We start from the raw sequence: 23661 nt of genomic DNA on the forward strand, positions 1-23661 counted from the left end.
GTTCACTTTCCACGGCTGCAGCAGCTTGCCCAGGCCGCAGCCGTGGAAAGTGAACAGGTGCTGCGGCAGCGCCTCGACGTGCTCCAGCGGCACGGCCACCACGCAGGAATCGCCGTAGCCGGTAGTGACGCCGTAGATCACGCCTTCCTTGTCCAGCAGGGTGTCGAGGAACTGCGCGCCGCGGGCGATCCGCGCGCGGAATTCGGCGTCGTCGTCCAGGCGGCTTTCCACGCGGCGCTCGGCGAGGGCGACTATCTGCTCGATGCTCAGGTGGCCTTGGCCGAAAACCGGCGTGTCAGTGGCTGTCGTCATGGGCTTTCCAGAACGGGTAGAAGTTGAACCACTGCTGCGGCGCGCGCAGGCAGTAGTGTTCCAGGCGCTGGGCGTAGCGCCGGGTCCAGTGTTTCAGCACCTCGGCGCGGTCGCTGCGGCGCCACTGGATACGCTCGGCGAAGGGCTCCAGGTGCACGCGGTAGCGGCCCTCTTCCTTCAGGCAGAACATCAGGTTGGCCGGGCATTGCAGCAGCCCGGCGAGCAGCCAGGGCCCCTGCGGGAAGGCGGCGGGCGCGCCGAGGAAATCCACCTCGACATTGCGCCCGCCGTGCAGCGGAATGCGGTCGCCGGCGATCGCCAGCCACTCGCCGGCGTCCAGGCGCTGGGACAGCTGCAGCATGATCGCCGGGTCCAGCTCGCTCACCTGGATCAGGCGCAGGTGGCTGGCGCCGGATTCGCCCAGCAGCTGGTTGAACTGCTCGGCGTGGCGGGTGTGCACCAGCACGTTCATGCGCACCTTTTCGCCCAGCTCGGCCAGCGCGCGGCAGACTTCGAGGTTGCCCAGGTGCGCGCCCACCAGCAGCTGGCCACGGCCGCTGCGCAATTGCGCGCGCAGGTTGTGCGGGTCGTTCAGTTCGATGCTGGCGAGGTCCAGGCGACCGGCCCAGACGTCGAGCTTGTCGAGGATGGCGTCGGCGAAGGCCATGAACTGGCCGAACACGCGGCCGGTGCTCGGGCTCAGCGAGGCGTCACCGCTGTGCTGTGCCAGGCGCTGCTGATACTCGCGGATGGCGCGGCGCGCGCGGGAGCCGAAGAGGAAGAAGTACAGCACTATCAGGTGCAGCAGCGGCGACAGCAGGCGGCGGCCGAGGGTGCGCGCCGCCCACGCGGTGAAGCGCATCAGCAGCAGGCTGCCGCGCTCGCGCTGTTGCGCCCAGTGCTGCGCGCTCACGCGGCGCTCCGCAGGCGGCGCCAGAGGATGGCCGGCGAGCGCCAGAGCATGCCGAAGAACAACCGGGCATGCATGGAGGAGATCAGCGCGTTGTCGTGGAACAGGCGGAAGTGCGAGAGGCCGTCCAGCGGGTAGTGCACCTTGGTCGGCAGCCAATGCATCGGCTGGTTGCGCCAGGCCAGGCGGACGAGTATTTCCGGGTCGAAGTCCATGCGCTTGCCCAACTTCGCGCTGTCGAGCAGTGCCAGCGTGGGGGGCAGCGGGTAGACGCGGAAGCCGCACATGCCGTCGCGGATCGACAGCGACAGGCTGTTGATCCACACCCAGACGTGGGTCAGGTAGCGCGCGTACAGGCGGCCCTTGGGCACGCTCGCGTCGTACTGCGGGTAGCCGCAGATCAGCGCATCGGGCTGCTCGCGGGACGCGTCGAGGAAGCGCTGCACGTCGCCCAGGTCATGCTGGCCGTCGGCGTCCACCTGCAGCGCGTGGGTGAAGCCCAGGCGCGCGGCCTCGCGCAGCCCGGCCATCACCGCGCCGCCTTTGCCCTGGTTCACGCTCAGACGCACCAGGTAGGTGTCGCGGACTTCGGCGAGCTGGTCGATCACCACCGCGCATTCGCGGCTGGAGGCGTCGTCCACCAGCACGCAGGGCAGACCGGCGGCGAGCAACTCCGCGACCACCTTCGGTAGCGCGTGCTCGTGGTTGTAGACGGGAATCACCGCGCAGGGTTTCGTGGTCATTCGTGCGCCCCCAGCAGGATGCGCCCGGAAGAGCAGGCCGCTTCGCCACGGCTGAAGGCGAAGTACAGCTTGCCGCGCCCGGCGTCCCAGCGCAGCGTCAGTTGGCAGAGGTCGCCCGGCCGCAGCAGCTGCTGGAACTTCAGCACTTCCATGCCGGCGAAGCGCGGCGGCAGGTCCAGTACCTGACGGCCCAGCTGCTGCGCCCACTGCACCTGCACCACGCCGGGCAGTACTGGTGCGCTGGGGAAGTGGCCAGGGAAGCAGGCGAGGTCCGGCGGGATTTCCAGCTGGAAGTGCTGTTCGCCGTCGACCTCATTGTGCGCCAGTACCTCCGGAGCGAGGCTGCGCGGGGCGTGCAGCAGTTCGTCCACCAGCCCTTGCGGCAGCTTGCCCTGGGCATTGCCCGGCAGGCGCAGCAGCAGGCGCCAGCGGCGCGGCAGGGCGAGGGCCTCGCAGTGGCCGGCGAGGTGCTCGCGCAGGCGCTGGGTCAGTGCGCGACGGTCGCCGTTGCGCAGTGCGTGCAAGCCGGCGTCGCTCAGGGCGACCAGCGCGCCGAGGCTGGCGCGATTTTCCTGCACCACCCCCAGGCGCGCTTCGCTGACGAAGGGATGCTTCGCCAGCGCCGCTTCCAGTTGCGGCAGGGAGATGCGTTTTTCTTCCAGCTTGACGATGCGGTCCAGCCGCCCCAGCAGCTCGAAGCGGCCGTCGGCGCAGAGGCGCGCGGCGTCGGCGGTCTGTTCGGTTTCACCCGGCGGCAGGTAGGTCGATTCGATGCGCAGCGCGCCGTGCTCGTCCTGGCTCAGCGCCACGCCTTCGAAGGGCTGCCAGAGCTGGCCGCCCTGGCGCCAGGCGATGCCGCCGGTCTCGGAGCTACCGTAGATTTCCGTGGGAGCCTGGCCAAGGCGCTCGTGCAACTGCTCGCCGGCTTCGGCCGGCAGCGGGCCGCCGGAGGAGAACACCCGCACCACCGGGCGCAGCGCCGGCCAGTCGAGGTTGTCGCCCATGCGCTTGAGCAGCGCCGGGCTGCCGATCCAGGCGAAGCGCGGCTGGTCGAGGCTCAGGCATTGCAGGTCTTCGGGGAAGGCGATCTGCCGACGCAGGAAGGCGCGGCCGGCGGACAGCGGCCAGAGCACGCGGAACAGCAGGCCGTAGATGTGCTGCGCGGCGACGCTGCCGAGGATGCGCGCATCGCCCAGTTCGGCGCCCCAGAGGTTGTCGAGCACCTGCACTTCGTTGCTCAGCTGGCGCAGGGACTTGCCGATCAGCTTGGGCTCGCCGGTGGAGCCGGAGGTGCTGAGCACCAGGCGGCAGGCGTCGAGGTCAAGCTCGGTGGGTTGCAACGCAGGACCATTCAACTCGGCCAGCAGCAGGTCGCCCGGCTGGTCGCCGATCCATGCATCGATCTGCGCGGCCAGGCGCTCGCGGCTGTGGGCGAGGTTGTCCGCCGGCAGGCAGCGATGGTTCCAGTGCCAGCGTCCGCCCGGCGGGCAGCTCCAGCAGCAGCCGGGCGAGGGAAATCGGTTTCATCCTTGACCTCTGACCCGCTGCCGTACCAGCCACTCGACGGCGAACAGCACGCCCATCAGCAGGTAGGAAATCAGGCCGTTGTACAGCGTCCACCAGGCCAGCGGCGCCCACAGTGTGAGAGCAGCGGCGATCAGGCCGTTGCCCAGGAAGAACAGCACCCAGGCCTGGGTCACCCGGCGCGTGTAGCGCACCGCATGGGGCGGCAGCTCCGGCTCGCGCAGGCGGGCCAGGCGCTCCACCAGCGGCGGGCCGAATTTCAGGCTGAGGGCGAACAGGCTCAGCAGGCCTGCACTGATCAGCACCGGGTACCAGCGCAGCAGGTGCGGTTCATTGACGAACCACAGCAGCATGCAGAAGAGCACGGCGGCCAGCGCCATCCAGCGTTGCCCGGGGCGTTGCCCGCTGCCCAGGCTGCGGGCGAACCACAGGCCGCCCAGCAGCAGCGCGAAGAATTTCGGCGACAGGTGATCGATGCCGAAGTAGATCGCGAAGGGGTAGAGCAGCCCGGCCAGCAGCAGGCCGAGCCCGACCAGGCGTGTCATGGGTTGGCCAGGCGATAGACCGCTTCGACCACATCGCCGACGGTGCGCACCGATTTGAACTCCTCGGCGGCGATCTTCTTGCCGGTCTGGCGCTTCAGGTGGTCGATCAGGTCGACGGCATCGATGCTGTCGATCTCCAGGTCCTGGTAGAGGTTTGCGTCGAGGCTGACCTGTTCCGGCTCCAGCTCGAACAGCTCGACCAGGGCGTCGCGCAGGGTGTTGAAAATGTCCTCACGGGTTTGCATGGTCGGCGGTCTCAGGCGGCTTTCTGGGCGGTCACGAAGGCCGCCAGGCTCGCCACGTTGGCGAAGTGCTGGCGGGTGTCCTTGGCATCGGCGTCGATCTTGATGCCGTAGCGTTTCTGGATGGCCAGGCCCAGTTCCAGGGCGTCCACCGAATCCAGGCCGAGACCTTCGCCGAACAGCGCGTCCTGCGCGCCGATGTCGTCAGGGCCGATATCTTCGAGGCCGAGGGCATCGATGATCAGCTGTTTAATCTCCAGTTGCAGATCGCTCATCTCTTGCGAGCTCCTTGATGAAATGCTGGTGCAGGAAGGCATTGAGCCGGCGCGAGGCTGCCGGGGCGGGGCCCTGGCTGGCAAAGACCTGCGGCTCCAGGTCGTCGCCGACGCGCAGGCGGAAATGCACGCGGCGGGCGGGAATGCTGTACCAGGGCTCGGCCTTGGTCAGGGTGGTGGGGGTGACGGTGATGGTCACCGGGGTGATGACGCTGGCGCCGCGCAGGGCGATGGAAGCCGCGCCGCGATGGAATTGCGGTGCCTCGCCCGGTGTGGTGCGCGTGCCCTCGGGGAAGACGATCAGCGTCTGGCCCTGCTGCAGCGCCTCCACGGCTTCATCGAACATGTCCATGCTGCCGTTGTTGCTGATGTACTGCGCCGCCGTCACCGGGCCGCGGGTGAAGGGGTTGGCGAACAGGCTCTGCTTGACCACGCAGTTGGCGTCGCGGATCAGGCCGATGAGGAAGACCACGTCGATCAGCGAGGGATGGTTGGCGATCACCATCTGCCCCGGCCGGCCCAGGCGCGAGACGCCTTCAGCGTCCTCCATGCCTTCTATTTCAAAGCTCAGGACGCCGCTGCGCTGCATGATCTGCACGAACAGCCAGAACAGCCGGCTCACCGTCTGGCGTGCGCGGGCGCGGCGGCGCAGGGCATCGCCGGGCAGCAGCGCCAGCAGCGGGAATACCAGCACGCGCAGCAACAGGCCGCCGACGCCGAAAAGGGCGAAGCACAGGCCGGTGGCGAGCAGGCGCCACAGCCAAGCGTCGGCGCGCTTGCTCAGTGGTTGCGTTGCCAGGTCCATAGACGCTTCTTCCAGGGGTGGTGGATCAGGCCGGTGCGCTCGATCAGCGCGCGCACCAGGTTCAAGGCATTGGGGTGGGACGGCGGAGCAAGGGCCGTGCCGTTTTCCCCGAGTGCCAGTGACCATTCGCTGCCGGCCTTCAGGCGCAGCGCTACGGCGTAGGCAAAGGGCACATCGTCGACCCAGGGCGAATACAGCTCCGGCAGCGGCTCCTCGGTCACCACCAGCAGGACTTCCGCAGCGCCTTCGGCGAGCAGCGCGGCGGCTTCCAGCAGGCCGTGCTCCAGACCGTCACGTTCGCCGGCGATCGCCGTCATTTCGCTGGTGTCCTGCCGCAGGATCGACCACAGACCGATCACCGCGTTGTGCACGGAGAGGCTGAACTGGGTCGGGGACAGTGGTTGTTCGACGGCCAGTTCGCGCAGCAGTTCCAGGCTGCGGCCGGTTTCGCCGTGGCGCGAAACGAAGATCAGCGGCATCGGCGGGCGACCCTCCGCCAACGGCCAGGCGACACTGAACACCATCCGCGCCAGCGGGCTGAGGCGGCGGCGTTGCATGGCGGGGAGAAAGGCGACATCCGGTTGGGCGGCGGCGTCAGGAAGGCGTTCTTCCCGCGCCCAACTCTGCCAGTCGGCGGTCGTGGACAGGCCCGGGCCCCAGGCGCTCCACTGGTCGATATTGAATTGAATCACGCTGAGAGCTCTTTCTGGCCCTTGTGGGCATCCCTGTCGGCAAATGGTCTTCCCTGGATCACCAAGGGCTTCGTCGACACGTGCCATGGCGCAATGCTGGCATTATCCGGGTCACGCGGGTGTCAAGCAAACTTTTGCTTACAAACACACTGGTCGCGTCTCAATTTACCGTCGTCACTGTTACGAAGCTTGTAGGAATCGCCAGCAGCCGCCGAGCGGTCGTCTGGTGAAGGGTGCTCGCCCTTGTCATGGGCTTTGCATAGAATCCATCGGCACTCGATTGGTTCCTGGAGGGACGGCTCATGCGGCGTGTGGTGTTCAATCAGAAGGGCGGGGTGGGCAAGTCCAGCATCGCCTGCAACCTGGCGGCGGTGAGCGCAGCGGAGGGCTACCGCACCTTGCTGGTGGACCTGGATGCCCAGGCCAACTCCACGCATTACCTCACCGGCCTGACCGGCGAGGACCTGCCGGTGGGCATCGCCGACTTCTTCAAGCAGACCCTGTCGTCCGGGCCGTTCAGCCGCAAGGGCAAGGTGGACATCTACGAGACGCCCTTCGACAACCTGCATATCGTCACCGCCAGCCCGGAGCTTGCGGACCTGCAGCCCAAGCTGGAGCAGAAGCACAAGATCAACAAGCTGCGCAAACTGCTGGACGAGCTCTCGGAAGATTACGACCGGATCTACTTGGACACGCCTCCTGCGCTGAACTTCTACACGGTATCCGCGCTGATCGCCGCTGATCGCTGCCTGATTCCCTTCGACTGCGACAGTTTTTCCCGTCAGGCACTGTACGGCCTGCTGCAGGAAATCGAAGAGCTGAAGGAAGACCACAACGAGGACCTGGAAGTCGAGGGCATCGTGGTCAACCAGTTCCAGCCGCGCGCGACCCTGCCGCAACAGTTGCTCGACGAACTGGTGGAAGAGGAGCTGCCGGTGCTGCCGGTTTACCTGATGAGCTCGGTGAAGATGCGCGAGTCGCACCAGGCCTGCACCCCACTGATCTTCCTCGAGCCGCGGCACAAGCTGACCCAGCAGTTCGTCGAACTGCACAGCCTGCTGGAAGCCTGAGCGGTTACTGGCTGATCAGCACATCGCAGGGCGGCCGGCGCAGGAAGTAGCGCGTCGAGCTGCCCAGCATGGCCTGCTCGATGGCGCCGCGGCTGCGGCTGCCGAGCACCAGCAGGTCCGGTGTCCATTCCCGCAACGCCGTTTCCAGCGCCTGCTGGGGCGTGCCCTGCTGCACCGCACAAAGCAATTGCGGCCCGTTGGCCGGCACCTGTGCGCGCTCATCCTGCAGCGCCTGGCGCAGCAGTTCGCGCTGGGTGTCCAGGTGGCTGACGGCGCGGCCGGCGTTCTTGCCCGGTTGGTAGGCGTTGAGCGCCAGCAGCTCGGCTTCGGGCGCCAGCAGCTTGTATCCGGCGCGCCAGGCCTGGCAGGAGCAGTGCGACAGGTCCAGCCCAACGAGCGCCTTGGCGTAGGGCCTGGCGGATTCTTCCACGGCCAGGAGGATCGGCGCGCGGCAATGCCGGGCGATGCGCTCCAGGGTGGTGCCGTCGAAACGCTCCAGCAGTTGCTGGTGGTGCGCGCCGATCACAAGAAGGTCGGCGGCCAGTTCCTGCACCGCCTGGGTGACGGTGTTCGCCGCGCGGCCCTGGCGGATGATCAGCTGATAGTCGGGGATATCGCTGGCGCGAGCCGCATCGCGTAGCGCCACCTCGGCAGCTTCGCGCACCGTGGCCATCATGCGGTCGGGGAAGAACTCCTCGATGACGTGCAGCAGCGTGACGCTGGCGCCGTGCTGGCGGGCCAGCTGGGCGGCGCGGCGCACGGCGATATCCGCCTCGACGCTGAGGTCGTGGGCGACGAGCAGGTTCCGGTACATGGTGGGCTCCCTCTGTGGCGCATCCACTGTCGCGCCACGTAGGAAATTTCACCTTGATGCAGGGCAATAGCCCGGATTCAGCGACTGCGCAGCTGATAGATGGCGTGGCTTTCGGCGACGACGTTGCCTTCCTCGTCCTTCAACTGCAGGTCCAGCACGAATTCCGACTTGCCCTGGTGCGTGGCTTCTTCGCCGATGCGCTGGATTTCCTCGTCGCTGAGCCGGGCGTCCACGGTCACGTCGCTGGCGGCCGGACGCAGGAAGCGCAGGCCGGCTTCCTTGACGATGGGATAGAAATGCCGGGCGTCGAAGCTTGTCAGCATCAGTACCCCGCCGGGCAGCTCGGTCACGGTGAACAGTGCGCCCGCATACATGTTGCGGAGGTGGTTCTCGTTGCCTTTGAGCGGCATGCGCAGGCGCACGTGGCCGGGCTCCAGCACTTCGGCCTTGAGGCCGGTGCGCTTGATGAAGGCGATGTGTTCTTCGGTGAGTTGGCGGATGAATTCCGGGTTATGACGCATGGGCGCGCTCCGATTCGCCGGCGGGGTGTGCTCCCAAGCCTAGCCGCCCCGCGCGCCCTGGCAATGACCGCGCGGATTGACCGAAACGCTCGCCTTCAGATGCCCTGGCGGGAGAGCCAGTCCAGCAACTGCGGCAGCGGCATCGCACCGCTCTGGCGCGCCACTTCCTGGCCATTGCGCAGCAGGATCAAACTCGGGATCGAGCGAATCCCCAGGCGCGTGGAGAGATTCGGGTTGGCGTCGCTGTCCAGCTTGCCCAGGCGCACTTTGCCCGACAGCCGCGCGGCGGCCTGCTCGAACACCGGCGCAAAGCCCTTGCACGGCCCGCACCAGTCGGCCCAGACGTCCACCAGCAGCGGTAGGTCGCCCTTGGCCTGGGCGGCGAAACCGGCCTCGTCGAGGTCGAACGGCGTATCCAGCACGATCGGCGACTGGCAGCGTCCGCAACTGGGCGAATCCCCCAGCCGCGCGGCGGGCACGCGGTTCAGGCCGTTGCAGTTGGGGCAGGGGATGATCAGGGAATCGGACATGACGGGGCTCCTCGGGCTATGGGTGCTAGGTGGTGGCAGGGGATAGGATTATCAAGCGGAGGCGATTCATATCGTCATATGGCATAGAGCAGTAAGTGATTATAAAGTCGTCCCCTCATTACGCGATTCGGTACCAGCTTGGAAGGTGTGTGAATGATAAAGACTATCCCGATGTGGAAGATGTTGATCGCAACCAAAGGTCAGGCGACGGGGCTTGCGGTGCTGGCACTTTTGCCCGTCTTCATCGTTGCCAGTGCGTGGATGTTTTTCGACGGGCTGCAAATTGGGAAAAGACATCAAGCTGCAATGGGCTTTATTGGTTTGCTTTTTTTTATTGTGTGCGCACTAGCATGTACTCCTTCAAAAAAATATATTCCTGGCAAAACATTTCAAGCCTATAGAAGTAAAAAAATCCTTACGCAGAAGGCCATAAAATATGGTTACGGAATCATAGTGCTTGTTGTGGCTGTCTTGTGGGTTCTTGCGCCGGAGGGAGGGATAAAGACAATGGGCTTTGGGATGGTTGGAATCTCTAGTCTTTACGTTCTGTCAAAAAGCTTGAAATTCCACGCAGATGTCGATTTTTCAACAAACGAATATTTGTCGAGTGCCTTGGGATTCTCGGTGGGAGAAAAGGTCCTGGCGAGCTACCAGAATTTTTATGCTGACGAAATTGAAAACGGCAGCAATGCTTTTGCAGTCACAGCGACAAAGATAATCGTGGCGTCGTTTGATGGGTGTATTTGGAGGAAGCTCACGCGGAATCTGGATCAAATTTCGCTTATTGGTATTGTTGGTAGTGAGGATCAAAAATATTTTGTTAAGTTGGTTTTTTGTGATGGTGTTGAGGTTTTGTTAATTGTTGGTCTATATGAAAAAATTACATCAAATCCCATTCTGGTAATCAGGAAGTTGCTGGGGGCGATCGATGCAAGCCTACTTGGGGGGGGGGTGTCGCAGTCAGCAAGTAGGCGGCGGGTTGTTATCAATTCTGGCGCAGTATCGGTTTCGGAAACTCCTGCTTCCGAGGGCACGTCCTCATCTACGGCATCTTTTCGTAATATTGAGTTAGGCTCAGAGGTGCTAATTTCTATCCAGAATGCCGAGGAGGTTGTTCCTGGGCGAAAGTTGGAGCTTTGATATGTCTCATTGTACGAGGTTTGAGTTTTCCTATGTTAATGAGGAAGTCATTGCCAAAGCATTCGGAAAGATGGGGATAAGCCCTGCGACAGATATAGTTGCTGAGTTTCCCAGTGAATTCAGTAAAAAGGTATTGAGCAAAATCGGTTATATGGGTAGCCGGCAATTCAGGGCTGTGTGTGGGAAAACAGTTGATGGATTCAATCTCTTTGTTTGCCAGGTTGATGAGGGCACCTACAAGCTCCTCATTGAGCATGATGATATCTCTGTCGAAGACGAATCGATCAAAACTGATCTTGCTTTGAGCTTTCAGAGAGCGTACATCAGCGTGGCCATCGATGAGACCATTAAACGCATAGAAGCATCAGGTGTTCCAGTAAGAACTACCGAGGCCCTTCATGGCTTCGAAGTTGAGTTTGGGCCAAACTACGAATACAGCATACATGTTACCCTTGCGGGCGATGACATTATGGAGGAGGTGCGTGGCGTGAAAGGCGATATTTGCACAAAGCTTACCGAAGAGCTTGAAGCGCTACTCTCCAGCCCTACTGCGGAACTCTTGACCGAGTGGAAGCCGGAATATACCGTCGTTCACGAAGAGCAAGTCCTTCAAATTCTCAGTGCGAATCTCTAGATGCATATCAATGTACACCACATGGAGTTGAGCCGCGTTAATGGTCCTGGATTGCGCTTGACATTATGGGTGCAGGGTTGCGCGTTGAATTGTAAAGGCTGCTTCAATCAGGGGACCCATGCTCGCGAAGCGGCCAAGCTGATGTCTATTGAGGCGTTGGCGCAGAAGATAAATGTACAGGACATCGCCGGGGTTACCCTCTCCGGCGGGGAGCCGCTGGATCAGGCAGCAGCCCTGGAACAATTGATCTATGCAGTCAATCGCGAGAAAAACTGGATACTCTATACCGGCTATACACCAAAAGAAATATTCCAGAATGAAGCCATGATTCGTGTCGTTAAAGCCGTAGACGTAACATTGGCTGGCCGGTATAGGCATAACGCGGAACATCCCTATCAGTACAAGCAGATCATCAAAGCCAGTGACCGAGTCGACCTTGACTTTTTCCGTGCTGGACGAGTCGTCGAATTTGTTGTTTCAAATTCAGGTGTGACCAAGACCGGTCTTCCGATGCATATATAATTTAGTTCAAGCACAGGGATATTAGGCATGAGCCGGGCTAAGCAGATAACTGATTACCTGAAGGCACGCTATGCGATTCTGGTCATCGAGTCGTTCGAGGAAGAGCGCGCACTCGCAGAGATTTCTGAGATCGCCAAGGCGCTTGGCCATCGTCTATTCGTGTGGAACTCGACGCTAGGCGTACAGACAAATGGCTCCGTGGTTGGGGAAAAAACCTTCGATTTGAAGGTGGCCTTGGATTTTTGCGAAGAAAAAGCAAAAGTAGAAAACAGCAAGAATATCTTTGTTTTTTGTGACGCTCATAATTATCTTACCTCCAGTTCGAATCCTGTCTATCGTCGCCGACTTCGAGATTTTGCCATCAATATTCGTTCGCGCGGATATCGAAGCAATTGCATTGTCGTAGCACCTAGCTTTGAAATTGCCACTGACCTTCAAAAGGAAATCACGCTGGTGGATTTTCCTTTGCCGTCACGCGAAGAAATCACGGGTCAGGTCAGCAAGTTCATAAGCTCCTGGCAAGGCAATGATAATGTCAAGATCGATCTGCCGAGCGATGCCAAGGAAAAACTCATCGATGCTGCGTTGGGCCTTACGGAATTGGAGATTGACAATAGCCTGTCCCGTTCATTGGTAGCGAGCCTGGGTGTCAATGAACACACCGTTAAAGACCTGCTTTCCGAGAAGAAACAGATTATACGGAAGAGCGGTATCCTCGAGTACATCGACTCAAAGGTGAATCTTGACGACGTTGGAGGCTTGGCAACGCTCAAGAAGTGGCTTCATTTGCGCAGTCAGTGTTTCGGGCAGGCTGCGCAGGAGTTTGGTGTCGGAACCCCGAAGGGATTGCTCTTGACCGGGGTTCCCGGTTGCGGAAAGTCGCTCACGGCGAAGTGCGTTTCGTCGTCCTGGAACATGCCGTTATTGCGCCTGGATATGGGGAAAATATTCCAGGGACTGGTTGGCTCTTCAGAGTCCAATATTCGTTCCGCACTACGCACCGCCGAAGCGATTTCGCCCTGCATCTTATGGATCGACGAAATTGAAAAGGGACTCTCCGGCTCTTCCGGAGGCGCATCCGATGGGGGAACGGCGTCGCGCGTATTCGGCACGCTGTTGACCTGGATGCAAGAGAAAACGGCGCCCGTCTTTGTATTTGCTACCGCTAACAATATCGGCAGCTTGCCTCCAGAGCTATTGAGGAAGGGCCGGTTCGATGAAATATTCTTCGTTGACTTTCCGTCAACATTGGAAAGAAAGAAGATTCTTGAAATACACCTGAAGAAGTTGAAGCGTGATCCGGCGAAGTTTGACTTGGACCTGTTGTCTGCTCTGGGGGGCGAGTCGAATTTTGGTAAGGATGTTGTGCTCTCGGGAGCTGAAATCGAAGCTTGGGTTGGGGAATCGCTGATCGAGGCGTTCTCACGGCGAATGAGCGGTTCTGACGATACCAGCGACCTGACGATGGCTGATTTTGAAACCACTATTTCCCGCTTGGTCCCCATGAGCAAAATGCGCAAGGACGAATTTGCGAAGCTTCGAGAATGGGCGAATCAAAATGCAATCAGCGCCTCGGCTGTCGTAGCCGGCCAGAATGATGCCGAAACTCAAGTCGGCGGCAGGCAAATCGACTTTTGAACGGCGGGGATTCTTCAGTGCGTCAGCTCTGTTGCGCCAATCGCGGCGGAGGGTTTGGCCTGTAGAGTGACAGCGTGAGCATTTCTGCTGCTTCACGTGTTGACTTGCCTCTAAGCCGGACCCCCTCGGTGCGCTGCGGGGTTGCGACGATGATCCTGGCGACGCGCTGGCCGAGGTTGTTGTCGCTGGAGTACTCCGCAAAGCGTAAAGCTTACAGCGCGGCCTAATGGCCGCTGGGGATGCCAGCGGCCCTCTGGGTCACACGCGGAAGTGGGTCACCAGCGTCTGCAACTGTCCACCCAGGCGCGCCAGCTCGACGCTGGAGGCGGCGACTTCCTCGTTGGCGGAGGCGGTCTGTTCGGAGACGTCGCGGACGTTGACCACGCTGCGGCTGATTTCCTCGGCCACGGCGCTCTGTTCCTCGGCGGCGGTGGCGATCTGCTGGTTCATCGCCTGGATGTTGGAGACGGTGCGGGTGATCTCCCCCAGGGATTCGCCGGCCTGGCGGCTCAGGGCGACGCTGCTGGCGGTGAGTTCGCGGCTGCCGAGCATGACGCTGGAGACCTGGCGGGTGCCGCTCTGCAGGCCGGCGACCAGGGCTTCGATCTCTTCGGTGGACTGCTGGGTGCGCTGGGCCAGGCCGCGCACTTCGTCGGCGACCACGGCGAATCCGCGTCCGGCTTCGCCCGCGCGGGCGGCTTCGATGGCGGCGTTGAGGGCCAGCAGGTTGGTCTGCTCGGCCACCGACTTGATCACATCCATCACCTTGCCGATCTTCTCGCTCTCCTGTTCCAGGCGCTGCATGGCTTCGGCGGAGCGTTCGACTTCCTCGGCCAGGCGCTCGATCTGCTCCACGGCCTTGTTCACCACGCGGTCGCCGTCCTGGGCCTGGTGGTCGGCGGCGGAGGCGGCCTGGGAGGCCTGCTCGGCGTTGCGCGCGACCTCCTGCACGGTGGCGGACATCTCGTGCATGGCAGTGGCAACCTGGTCGGTCTCGATTTTCTGCGTATTGGCGCCGGCGCTGGTCTGCTCGGTGACGGCGGAGAGTTCCTCGGCGGCGCTGGCGATCTGGGTGACGCCGTCGCGGATGCCGCCGATCAGCTCGCGCAGGCTCTGGCTCATGCGCTGCATGCTCTGCTGCAAACGGCCGAGCTCGTCGCGGCGGCTGACCTGGATGGTCTGCGACAGGTCGCCGGCGGCGATGCGGTCCACCACGGCCATGGTGTCGTGCAGCGGGCGAGTGATCTGGCGGGTGATGATCAGCGCGGCAATGCCGCCCAGTACCAGCGCCAGCAGGGTGACCAGGGTCTGCAGGCTTCGGGCCCTGGCGCTTTCGACGTCGCGGCGATCGAGCTGCAGCTGGTAGAGATTTTCGCTGATCTTGACGATGTCCTGGCCCTGGGCGGTCATTTCCTTACGCGCCTGGACGATCGCGGCCATGTTCTGGCGCAGGGTCTGCACGGCGTCGCGGTAGGTGCGTAGGGCTGTGCCCAGCTGCTGGACGTACTGCGCTTCGGCAACACCGAGGACGCTCTCCAGAGCCGGCAGGCCGGCGATGCTTTCATCGAGGCCGCGGGTCACGCCGTCACCGTTGCTGGTGAGGGCGGTGGCGAGATAGTCGCGCACGTCGTAGCGGGCCTGCAGCAGGTCCTCGCGGGTGCCGGTGATGGCCTGGAAGCGGGTGGCGCGCTCTTCGTCGGCCGGGGCCTTGAGGATGTCCTGCTGGATCTGCGCGGTGAGTTCGTTGGCGCGCGCGGCATTGTCCTGCAGGGTGCGGCGGGTGATGCCGGCGCTCTGGTAGCCGGCGCGCATGGCGGCGAGGGATTTCTCGTAGTCAGCGATGATGCCGCCGAGCTGGTCGAGCATGCGCACGTTCTCGGGACTGACGAAGGACGCGCGCAGTTTCTGCTGCTGCGCCTTGAAGTCGGCCAGGGTGCTCATGACGTTGGCGGCTTCCTGCTCGGCGCCGTCGGCGATCATGTACTGCAGGCGGGTGATGCGCAGCTTGGTGAGGCGCGAGTTCAGCTCGGTGATATCGCTCATCCAGTTGCTGCGGTCGATCAGCGAGCCCAGGCCGACCCAGCTGACGATGGCGAGGATGGCGGTGAAGGCGAGGACCAGGCCGAAGCCCAGGGCCAACTTGAGGTTCACGCTCAGGTTGGAAATCCAGCTGTTCATTGACGATCTCCAGGAAAGGTTGTGTGAAGTCAGGCCGTTCGGAGATTGTTCTTGTTGGGGGCCAGGCGGGCGTACCGCGCTTTGTCGCTATCGGCCGCGTTCGGCAGAACCGTATGGTCGAGGCGAAAAAAACCGCCGGCCTGCTGCACAGCAGGCTGGCGGTCCGGTTGAAGCGAGCTTGGTGCGGGCGTCAGGCCTTGGCCGCGTCCAGCGCCTGGGACAGGTCGGCGAGGATGTCGTCGATGTGCTCGATGCCGATGGACAGGCGCACCATGTCGCGCGGCACGCCGGCCTTCTGCAGCTCCTCGTCGTTGAGCTGGCGGTGGGTGGTGGAGGCCGGGTGGCATGCCAGGGACTTGGCGTCGCCGATGTTGACCAGGCGCACCACCAGCTTGAGCGCGTCGATGAAGCGCGCGCCGGCTTCCTGCCCGCCCTTGATGCCGAACGAGAGGATCGACGCGGGCTTGCCGCCCATGTAGCGCAGCGCCAGTTCCTGCTCGGGATGGTCGGCGAGGCCGGCGTATTTCACCCAGCTGACTTGCGGGTGCTCCTGCAGGTACTGCGCGACCTTCACGGCGTTCTCGCAGTGGCGTTCCATGCGCAGGGCGAGGGTTTCCAGGCCTTGCAGGATGAGGAAGGCGTTGAACGGCGAGAGCGCGGCGCCGGTGTTGCGCAGCGGCACGACACGGCAGCGGCCGATGAAAGCGGCGGGGCCGAAGGCTTCGGTGTAGGTGACGCCGTGGTAGGACGGATCCGGCGTGTTGAGCAGCGGGAAACGCGCCTTGTTGTCGGCCCAGGGGAATTTGCCGGAGTCGACGACGATGCCGCCGATGCTGGTGCCGTGGCCGCCGATGTACTTGGTCAGCGAGTGCACGACGATGTCCGCGCCGTGCTCGAACGGGCGGCAGAGGATCGGCGTCGCGACGGTGTTGTCGACGATCAGCGGCACGCCGTGTCGGTGCGCGGCATCGGCCAGGGCCTGGAGGTCGACGATGTTGCCCGCCGGATTGCCGATGGATTCGCAGAACACCGCTTTGGTGCGCTCGTCGATCAGTGCTTCGAGGGCGGCGATGTCGTCATGGGCGGCGAAGCGGGTCTGGATGCCGAAGCGCGGCAGGGTGTGGGCGAACAGGTTGTAGGTGCCGCCGTAGAGCTTGGCCACCGAGACGATGTTGTCGCCGGCCTCGGCGACGGTCTGGATGGCGTAGGTGATGGCGGCCATGCCGGAAGCCACTGCCAGCGCCGCAACGCCGCCTTCCAGTGCGGCTACACGCTCCTCCAGCACCGCATTGGTGGGGTTCATGATGCGCGTGTAGATGTTGCCGGCGACCTTCAGGTCGAACAGGTCGGCGCCGTGCTGGGTGTCGTCGAAGGCGTAGGAGCTGGTCTGGTAGATCGGCACGGCCACGGCCTTGGTGGTCGGGTCGGGGCTGTAGCCGGCGTGGATGGCCAGGGTTTCCGGTTTCATTGTTCGAGCTTCCTTGTGGCAGAAAGTCCCGAGGATGCTGGCGGCGCCCGGCGCCGGTCAATGACCGGGAGCAAGGCTGGCCGGGCGCCGCTAGATCGCTTTTTGCTGAGCTTATAACCGGCTCAGGAGGAGCAGCTGATTTCCAGATGACGGCCCCAGTCCGGCGGGCGGCGGGTGAAGACCTCGGCGTCGGGTTGCTCCTGGAAGGGCCGGCTGAGCACTTCGTGCAGGCGGCGCACCACGCTGAAGTCGCCCTGCTCGGCGGCGCTGATGGCCTCCTGGGCGAGGTAGTTGCGCAACACGTAGAGCGGGTTGACCGCATGCATGCGGGTGCAGCGTTCGTCCTGGCTGCCGCCTTCGCGTTCGGTGCGGGCCAGGTAATCGGCGGCCCAGGCGTCGAAACCGGCGAGGTCGACGAAGTCTTCGCGGACCACGGCGAGCGCCTGCTCCGGTGCCTGTTCGCCAAGGCGGCGGAAGAACAGTGAGTAGTCCACCGCGCCCTTCTGCATGGTCTGCAGCAGGCGCTGCACCAGCTCCAGGTCGCCTTCTTCGGCAGTGGTGAGGCCGAGGCGGCGGCGCATCAGGTCCAGGTAGTTCGCCTGGTAGAGCGGCAGGAACAGGTCCAGCGTGGCGCGCAGGTCGTCCACTTCGACGAAGGGTGTCAACGCCTGGCCCAGCGCGGCGAGGTTCCAGTGGGCGATGGGCACCTGGTTGCTGAAGGAGTAGCGGCCGGTGTCGTCGGAGTGGTTGCAGATGTGGTTGGCGTCGAAGTCGTCGAGGAAGGCGTAGGGGCCGTAGTCGAAGGTGATGCCGAGGATCGACATGTTGTCCGTGTTCATCACCCCGTGGCAGAAACCGTACGCCTGCCAGAGGGCGATCATCTCGGCATTGCGTTCGACCACTTCGCGGAAGAACGCCAGGTAGGGCTTCTCGTCGTCCAGGCACTGCGGGTAGTAGGACTTGAGGACGAACTCGCCGAGGGTGCGCAGGTGCTCTTCCTGCTTGGTGTAGTAGAAGTATTCGAAGTGGCCGAAGCGCACATGGCTGGGCGCCAGGCGCAGCAGCATGGCACCGGTTTCCTTCGACTCGCGCCACACCGTGGTGCTGGAGCTGGTGACGCACAGCGCACGGCTGCTGGGAATGCCCAGGGCGGCGAGGTATTCGCTGGCGAGGAATTCGCGGATCGACGAACGCAGCACCGCGCGGCCATCGCCCATGCGCGAGTAGGGCGTCTGTCCGGCGCCCTTGAGGTGCAGGTCCCAGTGCTCGCCGGCGTCGTTCAGCACTTCGCCCAGCAGCAGGCCGCGGCCGTCGCCCAGGCGCGGGTTGTAGGAGCCGAACTGGTGCCCGGAGTAGACCATGGCCCGCGGGTCGGCTTCTTCCCAGAGTTTGTGGCCGGCGAAGATTTCGGCGAACAGCGGGCTTTGCGCCTCGCTCGGGTCGAGGTCGAGCAGGGCCATGGCGGCGGGGCTGACGACGACCAGGCGCGGGTCGGCGATGGGGTCGGGCAGGACCTGGGTGGAAAACACGTCGCCCAGGCGGGCGAAGCGGTTATCGAAGGTCAGTTCGTCGAGCTTTTTCACAGGCTAACTCCGGACAAGTCCGAGCATTGTGCTCGGACTTGTCCGAAGGCGTCCACCCTCAGGCCTTGTCGCCGCTGGGCTTGTCCTGGGGCGCGGGCAGCTTCACCGGCGTGGCGGCGGGGGCCTGCTGGCCGACTATCACCTGGGCTTCCTGGCCCTGGAAGTTCTTCAGGAACACGTCGACCTGGTTGAAGGCCATGTCGATGCCGGCCTCGCGGAAGGCCAGGGCGATGCGCGTGAGGGTCTCGTCCACCGCCGGGTTGCGGTCGCCCAGCTCGCGCACGTGGAAGCGCAACTCGTAGTCGAAGGTGCTGGCGCTGATGGTGGTGAAATACAGCACCGGCTCCGGGTCGCGCAGGATGCGGGTGTTGGCGTGGGCGGCGTCGAGCATGATCTTGCGCGCCAGCGGCAGGTCGCTCTCGTAGGCCAGGCCGATCTTGATGGTCACCCGCGTGACGGTATCGCTCAGCGACCAGTTCACCAGTTGGCCGGTGATGAAGGTCTGGTTGGGGACGATGATTTCCTTGCGGTCGAAGTCGGTGATGGTGGTGGCGCGGATGCGGATCCGGCTGACGGTGCCGGACAGCGTGCCGATGGTCACCACGTCGCCGATCCGCACCGGGCGCTCGAAGAGGATGATCAGGCCGGAGACGAAGTTGGAGAAGATCGCCTGCAGGCCGAATCCCAGGCCGACCGACAGCGCGGCCACCAGCCACTGCAGCTTGTCCCAGCTGACGCCGAGGGTGGACAGCGCGCTGACGATGCCGACGCCGCTGATGGTGTAGGACAGCAGGGTGGTGATGGCGTAGGCGCTGCCCTGGGCGAGGGTCAGGCGCTGCAGCACCAGTACTTCCAGCAGGCCGGGCAGGTTGCGCGCCAGGGCGACGGTCACCGCGGCGATCACCAGCGCCATGAGGAAGTCGCTGAGGCTGATCGGCGTGGTGGACGCCGCGTCGCCGGTGCCGCTGGTGTACTGGTAGAGGGTCACGTTGTCGAGATAGGAGACGACGCTGATCAGGTCGGCCCAGACCCAGTACAGGGTGACCACGAAACCGATCAGCAGGCCCAGGCGGATCAGGCGCATGGACTGGTCGTTGATCTGCTCGATGCCCAGGGTCGGCTCCTCGATCACCTCGGTGCCTTCGATACCTTCCTTGGGCGCGTTCTGGCGGTTCTTCAGGGCGCGCTGGTAGGCCAGACGGCGCGCGGCAACGCCCATGCCGCGGACGAAGGTGGCTTCCACCACCATCCAGAACATCAGCAGGAACAGGGTGTCGATCAGCCGGTCGGTGAGCTTGAGCGCGGTGTAGTAGTAGCCGAAGCCCACGGCGAGGAACAATGCCACCGGCAGGGCGGTGAAGCCCAGGCCGACGATCATCTTGATCATCGACGGACGCTCGCTGGACGGGCTGTTGAACAGCAGCTGGGCAAGCAGCCAGGTCATCGCGCCGTAGCCGAACAGCACCACGGCGATGCCGATCACGTCATCGGCCAGGGAGGCTGGCGAATGCTCGGCAACGGTCACCACGGCAACCAGCGACATGACCACCAGACCCAGGCGGCGCATCAGCTTGCCGAGGAACTGCACCTGCGGCTGGCTCCAGTGGAAGTGCCGCTCGGCGATGCCGCCGGGGCGCAGGATGCGGTGCGCGGTGTAGAACACCAGCCAGACCTGCGCCATTTCCAGCAGCGCGCTGCCCAGCGTGGCGTTCTGCCCGCGGGCGTCGAGCAGCAGGGCCAGGCCGGCGATGGCCAGTGCGAGCGTGCCGGGCAATGCCAGCAGCACGGCGAGCAGCAGGGCCAGCGGCGTGTGGGCCTGGCTGTCGCGCTTGAAATGGCCGATGTCGTCGTTGAGCGATTCCAGCTTGTCGTAGAGGAAGCGGCGCTTCCACAGCAGCGCGGCGACCAGCAGGAACAGCGGCAGGAACAGGAAAGGCTGGTCGATCAGGCCCTCGCCCAGCTCCTTCACGCCCGAGCCCCAGGGCACTTCGGCCAGTTGGTGGTGCAGCAGGGCCGGGGTCATCTTGAACCAGGAGAGGTCCAGCGGACGGTTGCTGGGAATCCAGAACATCTGCTCGTCGAGGGTCGCGCGCAGGCTGTCGGCGGTCTCCTTGAGCTGCTTCTGGTTCAGCTGCAGGTTGATGGCTTCGTTGAGCAGCGCGTTCAGCTCGTGGTTGAGGCGCTCCATCAGCTCCAGGCGGGTGTCGACCAGCTCGGACAGGTCATGGCGCAGCTGCGGGGTGAGGCTTTCCTGCGATTGCTGGGCCAGCAGGTTGTCGATGTAGACCTGGGTGTTGTTGATCTCGTCGCGCTTCTGGTTCAGCTCGAACTGGTACAGGCGCAGGTCGGCGATCTCGTCGGCGAGGTCCTGGTCGGTCTTGATCACCGGCAGCGACTGCTTCTGCTGGTAGAGGATCTTCGACAGCAGCAGGCTGCCGCGCAGCACGTTGATCTGCTCGTCCAGCGCCTGCTCGCCCTGGGTCAGGTTGTCCAGCTGCTGCTTGGCTTCCAGGTTGCGCCGGGTCAGGGTGTTGAGGCGGTCGGTGGTGCGCAGCAGGTAGTCGGAAAGCTTGAGGTTGGCGGCGTTCTCGTGGCTCAGCAGGCTGTCGGTGCCGGCAGCCTGGTCGGCGTCCTTGGACAGCTCGGCGACGGTCTTCTCCGACTGTTCGCGGCGCTTGTCGCTGATCATCGCCTGCAGTTCGAGGGTCTCGCGCTCCTCGCGGCCGATGCGCTCGGCCAGCAGGTCGCGCTGGCTGGAGGCGAGGTCGAGCAGCAGGTTGTTGCCGGCCAGCTGCTGGCGCAGCAGCAGGTTCTGCGCGAGCAGTGCGGCCTGCTCGGCGAGCAGCTCATTGCGGCGCTCCTCGGCCAGCGGCTTGGCGCCTTCCTTGCCGGCCTTGAGTGCGGTGTTGATGTCCAGCAGGCGACTCTGGTTCTTGCTCAGGTCGGCCTGGGCGCGCTCGGGGCGGGTCTGCGCGGTGAGGATCTCGCTCTTGGCGTCGATCATCTCCTTCTGCCACGCGGCCAGCTGGGTGGATTGCTCGTTGAGCAGCATCTCCAACTGGGTGGTGTTGTAGCCGCCGTAGCGCTGGGCGGCGGGCTTGTCGCTGCTGCCCTTGAGGCGAGTGAGCGCCTTCTGGTTCTCGCTGATCAGCTTGGGTGCGTCGGCCAGGCGGCCCTTGAGCTCGGTGAGCTGCTTCTCGCTGTCGGCCTTGGCGGCCAGCAGCTTGAGGGTGTTTTCCAGGCTGGCCTTGATCGGCTTGGACTCGGCGTCCGACAACTTGCGGTCGGCGAGGCCGTCGAGGCTCTGTTGCACCTTTTCGGCGCTGGGCACTGTGGTATCGACGGCCAGCGCGGGCAGGCCGGTGAGCGTGCCGCCCAGGAGGACGGCGGTCAGAAGGGTACGCAGCAGGAATGACATGGTCGCGTTCAGCGGCTCGTGCGGAAAAAAGTGGAGTGAGGGTAGTGCTGGCGAGCCGGCACCCGCAAGCGGGCACCGGTGGGCGGTCAGAGGAAGAGCCCCGGACCGGGACGACCTTCCGGGAATTTGACCCCGACCTTGCGGATCTTGTTCCCGTCCAGGGCGGCCACGGTCCAGGTCAGGCCGTTCCATTCGACCTGGTCGCCGATGATCGCCTGGCCGCCGATCTCGTGGGCGATGAAGCGGCCCAGGTTCTGCTCGCCGTCCACGCCTTCGAGTTTCAGACCATAGAGCGAGGCCACGGCGGACAGCTGGGCGTCGCCTTCGAGGACGAAGTCGCCGAAGAAGCGCGCGCTCAGGCCGCGGTCCGGCGCCTGGCTGAACAGCTTGCCCAGCGCGGAGAGGTCATGCTCGTGGCCGATCACGCAGAGGATATCGTCGGCCTCGAGGATGGTGCTGCCGGACGGGTGCAGCAGCTGGGTGCCGCGGAACAGTGCGGCGATGCGGGTGCCCTCGGGCATCTTCAGCTCGCGCAGGGCGGCGCCGATGCACCACTTTTCCTTGCTCAGGTGGTAGACGAACAGCTCCCACTCGCTGGTCGGGTGGACTTCCAGGCCGGCGCGGGAGATCGGCGCCGGGTCCGGCGGCACCACCACGCGCAGCAGTTTGGCGGCCCAGGGCAAGCTGGTGCCCTGCACCAGCAGCGAAACCAGCACGATGAAGAAGGCCACGTTGAAGAACAGCTGGGCATTGGGCAGCCCGGCCATCAGCGGGAACACCGCGAGGATGATCGGCACCGCGCCGCGCAGGCCGACCCAGGCGATGAAGGCCTTCTCGCGGCCATGGAAGGCGCGGAACGGGAACAGCCCGACCAGCACCGACAGCGGGCGGGCGAAGAGGATCATCCACAGCGCCAGACCCAGGGCGGGCAGGGCGATGGGCCAGAGGTCGTGGGGCGTGACCAGCAGGCCCAGTACCAGGAACATGCCGATCTGCGCCAGCCAGGCCATGCCGTCGAGCATGTGCATGATGCCGTGGCGCGAGCGGATCGGCTGGTTGCCCAGCACCAGGCCGCACAGGTAGATGGCGAGGATGCCGCTGCCGTGCACGGCGTTGGCCAGAGCGAAGATCAGCAGGCCGCCACTGATCGCCAGCAGCGGATAGAGGCCGTTGGCCAGGTGGATGCGGTTGATCACCTGCAGCAGCAGCCAGCCACCGCCCAGGCCCAGCACCGAACCGATGCCGAACTCGCGCAGGAAGTGCCAGAGGAAGCTCCAGCTCACGCCGCTCTCGCCGTGGGCGAGCATGTCGATCAGGGTGACGGTGAGGAACACCGCCATGGGGTCGTTGCTGCCCGACTCGATTTCCAGCGTGGCGGTGACCCGCTCGTTCAGGCCCTTGCCGCCCAGCAGCGAGAACACCGCCGCGGCATCGGTGGAGCCGACGATGGCGCCGATCAGCAGCCCTTCCATCCAGCTCAGCTTGAACAGCCAGGCGGCGGCGATGCCGGTCAGCCCGGCGGTGATCAGCACCCCGGCGGTGGCCAGCGACAGGGCCGGCCAGAGCGCCACGCGGAAGCTCGACACCCGCGTGCGCAAGCCGCCATCGAGCAGGATCACCGCCAGCGCCAGGTTGCCTACCAGGTAGGCCATGGGGTAGTTCGAAAAGCCGATGCCGCCGGGGCCGTCGGTACCGGCGACCATGCCCACGGCGAGGAAGATGACCAGGATCGGGATGCCCAGGCGCGAGGACAGCGAGCTGACCAGGATGCTCATGCCGATCAGCACCGCAGCGATCAGGAAATAGCTGTTGATGGCCACGGCATCCAAGGTGTCGACCTCCTGGGGAATGGGGGAGTGGCGACGCTACTCAAGGATCAGGATGCAGGCCGCATGCCAATCGATTCTAACCTGCGGATTTACAAGGCTGTCAAAGGTTTGTTGCGGACCGTGCAGCGGCGCTTTCCGGCCACGGCCCGCGGGCGGCCCAGGTGGGAACCAGACTCGGCGAGGCCAGCTCGTCGGGCGCCCAGGCGACGGCGATGGCAAGTCGATCGCCTCGCAGAGCCGCTATTTCAACGCCCTGGTCAACGCCGGC

General features: G+C 64.1%; 21 protein-coding genes and 1 pseudogene. 5 read left to right on the top strand and 17 right to left on the bottom strand.

What is annotated here, in order from left to right; translation table 11 throughout:
- The 9 genes and pseudogenes from ACCC94_RS14455 to ACCC94_RS14495 all read right to left on the bottom strand — a co-directional run.
- Nucleotides 1-312 (bottom strand): aromatic amino acid lyase (locus tag ACCC94_RS14455; RefSeq protein WP_413350193.1); only part of this gene is annotated, 312 nt, incomplete at its 3' end.
- Nucleotides 296-1174 carry a glycosyl transferase gene (locus ACCC94_RS14460; protein WP_413350211.1) on the bottom strand — a complete coding sequence of 293 codons (879 nt, stop codon included), beginning with the start codon at nucleotides 1172-1174 and terminating at the stop codon, nucleotides 296-298. The genes ACCC94_RS14460 and ACCC94_RS14455, both read right to left, overlap by 17 nt.
- A gap of 47 nt (nucleotides 1175-1221) precedes the next feature.
- Nucleotides 1222-1965 carry a glycosyltransferase family 2 protein gene (locus ACCC94_RS14465; protein WP_413350194.1) on the bottom strand — a complete coding sequence of 248 codons (744 nt, stop codon included), beginning with the start codon at nucleotides 1963-1965 and terminating at the stop codon, nucleotides 1222-1224.
- A pseudogene (locus tag ACCC94_RS14470) lies at nucleotides 1962-3416 on the bottom strand (AMP-binding protein); the annotation flags it as partial. The pseudogene ACCC94_RS14470 and the gene ACCC94_RS14465, both read right to left, overlap by 4 nt.
- A gap of 72 nt (nucleotides 3417-3488) precedes the next feature.
- On the bottom strand, nucleotides 3489-4034 hold the full coding sequence (locus tag ACCC94_RS14475) for a hypothetical protein (RefSeq protein WP_413350195.1): 546 nt from the start codon (nucleotides 4032-4034) through the stop codon (nucleotides 3489-3491).
- Complete coding sequence (locus ACCC94_RS14480) at nucleotides 4031-4279, bottom strand: acyl carrier protein (protein ID WP_413350196.1); 249 nt, start codon at nucleotides 4277-4279, stop codon at nucleotides 4031-4033. The genes ACCC94_RS14475 and ACCC94_RS14480 overlap by 4 nt, the downstream gene beginning before the upstream one ends.
- Nucleotides 4280-4290: 11 nt before the next feature.
- Nucleotides 4291-4551: a phosphopantetheine-binding protein gene (locus tag ACCC94_RS14485; RefSeq protein ID WP_017520482.1), complete on the bottom strand. Its 261-nt coding sequence runs from the start codon at nucleotides 4549-4551 to the stop codon at nucleotides 4291-4293.
- A complete protein-coding gene (locus ACCC94_RS14490) occupies nucleotides 4526-5356 on the bottom strand; it encodes a lysophospholipid acyltransferase family protein (protein ID WP_413350197.1) in 831 nt (276 codons plus the stop codon). Before ACCC94_RS14490 ends, ACCC94_RS14485 begins: the two co-directional genes overlap by 26 nt.
- Nucleotides 5332-6048: a beta-ketoacyl synthase chain length factor gene (locus ACCC94_RS14495; protein WP_413350198.1), complete on the bottom strand. Its 717-nt coding sequence runs from the start codon at nucleotides 6046-6048 to the stop codon at nucleotides 5332-5334. Before ACCC94_RS14495 ends, ACCC94_RS14490 begins: the two co-directional genes overlap by 25 nt.
- A gap of 302 nt (nucleotides 6049-6350) precedes the next feature.
- Here ACCC94_RS14495 and ACCC94_RS14500 point away from each other — a divergent pair, with 302 nt between their 5' ends.
- Nucleotides 6351-7118, top strand: a complete 768-nt coding sequence (locus tag ACCC94_RS14500; protein WP_413350199.1) for a ParA family protein — start codon at nucleotides 6351-6353, stop codon at nucleotides 7116-7118.
- A 4-nt stretch (nucleotides 7119-7122) separates the two neighbouring features.
- On the opposite strand, the gene ACCC94_RS14505 is transcribed toward ACCC94_RS14500, so the two are convergent.
- From ACCC94_RS14505 to trxC, 3 genes are all read right to left on the bottom strand, one after another.
- Nucleotides 7123-7932 carry a universal stress protein gene (locus ACCC94_RS14505; protein ID WP_413350200.1) on the bottom strand — a complete coding sequence of 270 codons (810 nt, stop codon included), beginning with the start codon at nucleotides 7930-7932 and terminating at the stop codon, nucleotides 7123-7125.
- Nucleotides 7933-8009: 77 nt separating this feature from the next.
- Entirely contained in the window at nucleotides 8010-8453 is a 444-nt protein-coding gene (locus tag ACCC94_RS14510) for a YiiD C-terminal domain-containing protein (protein ID WP_413350201.1), read from the bottom strand.
- A gap of 95 nt (nucleotides 8454-8548) precedes the next feature.
- Nucleotides 8549-8983 (bottom strand): thioredoxin TrxC, encoded by a 435-nt coding sequence (gene trxC / locus ACCC94_RS14515; protein WP_413350202.1) that lies wholly within the window; start codon nucleotides 8981-8983, stop codon nucleotides 8549-8551.
- A 153-nt stretch (nucleotides 8984-9136) separates the two neighbouring features.
- Between trxC and ACCC94_RS14520 the strand changes: the two genes are divergently transcribed.
- The 4 genes from ACCC94_RS14520 to ACCC94_RS14535 are packed head-to-tail and all read left to right on the top strand — an operon-like array spanning nucleotide 9137 to nucleotide 12917.
- Nucleotides 9137-10123 (top strand): hypothetical protein, encoded by a 987-nt coding sequence (locus tag ACCC94_RS14520; protein WP_413350203.1) that lies wholly within the window; start codon nucleotides 9137-9139, stop codon nucleotides 10121-10123.
- Between the two features lies 1 nt (nucleotide 10124).
- Nucleotides 10125-10757: a DUF2997 domain-containing protein gene (locus ACCC94_RS14525; RefSeq protein ID WP_413350204.1), complete on the top strand. Its 633-nt coding sequence runs from the start codon at nucleotides 10125-10127 to the stop codon at nucleotides 10755-10757.
- Nucleotides 10758-11279, top strand: a complete 522-nt coding sequence (locus ACCC94_RS14530) for a 4Fe-4S single cluster domain-containing protein (protein WP_413350205.1) — start codon at nucleotides 10758-10760, stop codon at nucleotides 11277-11279.
- A 27-nt stretch (nucleotides 11280-11306) separates the two neighbouring features.
- Entirely contained in the window at nucleotides 11307-12917 is a 1611-nt protein-coding gene (locus tag ACCC94_RS14535; RefSeq protein WP_413350206.1) for an AAA family ATPase, read from the top strand.
- Between the two features lie 258 nt (nucleotides 12918-13175).
- On the opposite strand, the gene ACCC94_RS14540 is transcribed toward ACCC94_RS14535, so the two are convergent.
- From ACCC94_RS14540 to ACCC94_RS14560, 5 genes are all read right to left on the bottom strand, one after another.
- Nucleotides 13176-15095, bottom strand: a complete 1920-nt coding sequence (locus ACCC94_RS14540; RefSeq protein WP_413350207.1) for a methyl-accepting chemotaxis protein — start codon at nucleotides 15093-15095, stop codon at nucleotides 13176-13178.
- A 190-nt stretch (nucleotides 15096-15285) separates the two neighbouring features.
- The gene (locus ACCC94_RS14545; RefSeq protein WP_413350208.1) at nucleotides 15286-16563 is read right to left on the bottom strand and encodes a bifunctional O-acetylhomoserine aminocarboxypropyltransferase/cysteine synthase; all 1278 of its coding nucleotides are present in this window, start codon (nucleotides 16561-16563) and stop codon (nucleotides 15286-15288) included.
- Nucleotides 16564-16685: 122 nt separating this feature from the next.
- The gene (gene selO, locus ACCC94_RS14550) at nucleotides 16686-18146 is read right to left on the bottom strand and encodes a protein adenylyltransferase SelO (RefSeq protein WP_413350209.1); all 1461 of its coding nucleotides are present in this window, start codon (nucleotides 18144-18146) and stop codon (nucleotides 16686-16688) included.
- A gap of 58 nt (nucleotides 18147-18204) precedes the next feature.
- A complete protein-coding gene (mscK, locus tag ACCC94_RS14555; RefSeq protein WP_413350210.1) occupies nucleotides 18205-21564 on the bottom strand; it encodes a mechanosensitive channel MscK in 3360 nt (1119 codons plus the stop codon).
- A gap of 86 nt (nucleotides 21565-21650) precedes the next feature.
- Entirely contained in the window at nucleotides 21651-23393 is a 1743-nt protein-coding gene (locus ACCC94_RS14560) for a potassium/proton antiporter (RefSeq protein WP_017520471.1), read from the bottom strand.
- Nucleotides 23394-23661: the final 268 nt, after the last annotated feature.

Source organism: Pseudomonas sp. Pseusp97, from assembly GCF_047304025.1.
Taxonomy (GTDB): Bacteria; Pseudomonadota; Gammaproteobacteria; order Pseudomonadales; family Pseudomonadaceae; genus Pseudomonas.

Bases quoted from the DNA above. Each gene is read 5' to 3' on its own strand.
- mscK (WP_413350210.1), bottom strand. From the start codon at position 21,564: ATGTCATTCCTGCTGCGTACCCTTCTGACCGCCGTCCTCCTGGGCGGC.
- ACCC94_RS14500 (WP_413350199.1), top strand. From the start codon at position 6,351: ATGCGGCGTGTGGTGTTCAATCAGAAGGGCGGGGTGGGCAAGTCCAGC.
- trxC (WP_413350202.1), bottom strand. From the start codon at position 8,983: ATGTCCGATTCCCTGATCATCCCCTGCCCCAACTGCAACGGCCTGAAC.
- ACCC94_RS14480 (WP_413350196.1), bottom strand. From the start codon at position 4,279: ATGCAAACCCGTGAGGACATTTTCAACACCCTGCGCGACGCCCTGGTC.
- ACCC94_RS14525 (WP_413350204.1), top strand. From the start codon at position 10,125: ATGTCTCATTGTACGAGGTTTGAGTTTTCCTATGTTAATGAGGAAGTC.
- ACCC94_RS14490 (WP_413350197.1), bottom strand. From the start codon at position 5,356: ATGGACCTGGCAACGCAACCACTGAGCAAGCGCGCCGACGCTTGGCTG.
- ACCC94_RS14475 (WP_413350195.1), bottom strand. From the start codon at position 4,034: ATGACACGCCTGGTCGGGCTCGGCCTGCTGCTGGCCGGGCTGCTCTAC.
- ACCC94_RS14465 (WP_413350194.1), bottom strand. From the start codon at position 1,965: ATGACCACGAAACCCTGCGCGGTGATTCCCGTCTACAACCACGAGCAC.
- ACCC94_RS14505 (WP_413350200.1), bottom strand. From the start codon at position 7,932: ATGTACCGGAACCTGCTCGTCGCCCACGACCTCAGCGTCGAGGCGGAT.
- ACCC94_RS14460 (WP_413350211.1), bottom strand. From the start codon at position 1,174: ATGCGCTTCACCGCGTGGGCGGCGCGCACCCTCGGCCGCCGCCTGCTG.
- ACCC94_RS14530 (WP_413350205.1), top strand. From the start codon at position 10,758: ATGCATATCAATGTACACCACATGGAGTTGAGCCGCGTTAATGGTCCT.
- ACCC94_RS14545 (WP_413350208.1), bottom strand. From the start codon at position 16,563: ATGAAACCGGAAACCCTGGCCATCCACGCCGGCTACAGCCCCGACCCG.
- ACCC94_RS14540 (WP_413350207.1), bottom strand. From the start codon at position 15,095: ATGAACAGCTGGATTTCCAACCTGAGCGTGAACCTCAAGTTGGCCCTG.
- ACCC94_RS14485 (WP_017520482.1), bottom strand. From the start codon at position 4,551: ATGAGCGATCTGCAACTGGAGATTAAACAGCTGATCATCGATGCCCTC.
- ACCC94_RS14510 (WP_413350201.1), bottom strand. From the start codon at position 8,453: ATGCGTCATAACCCGGAATTCATCCGCCAACTCACCGAAGAACACATC.
- ACCC94_RS14535 (WP_413350206.1), top strand. From the start codon at position 11,307: ATGAGCCGGGCTAAGCAGATAACTGATTACCTGAAGGCACGCTATGCG.
- ACCC94_RS14520 (WP_413350203.1), top strand. From the start codon at position 9,137: ATGATAAAGACTATCCCGATGTGGAAGATGTTGATCGCAACCAAAGGT.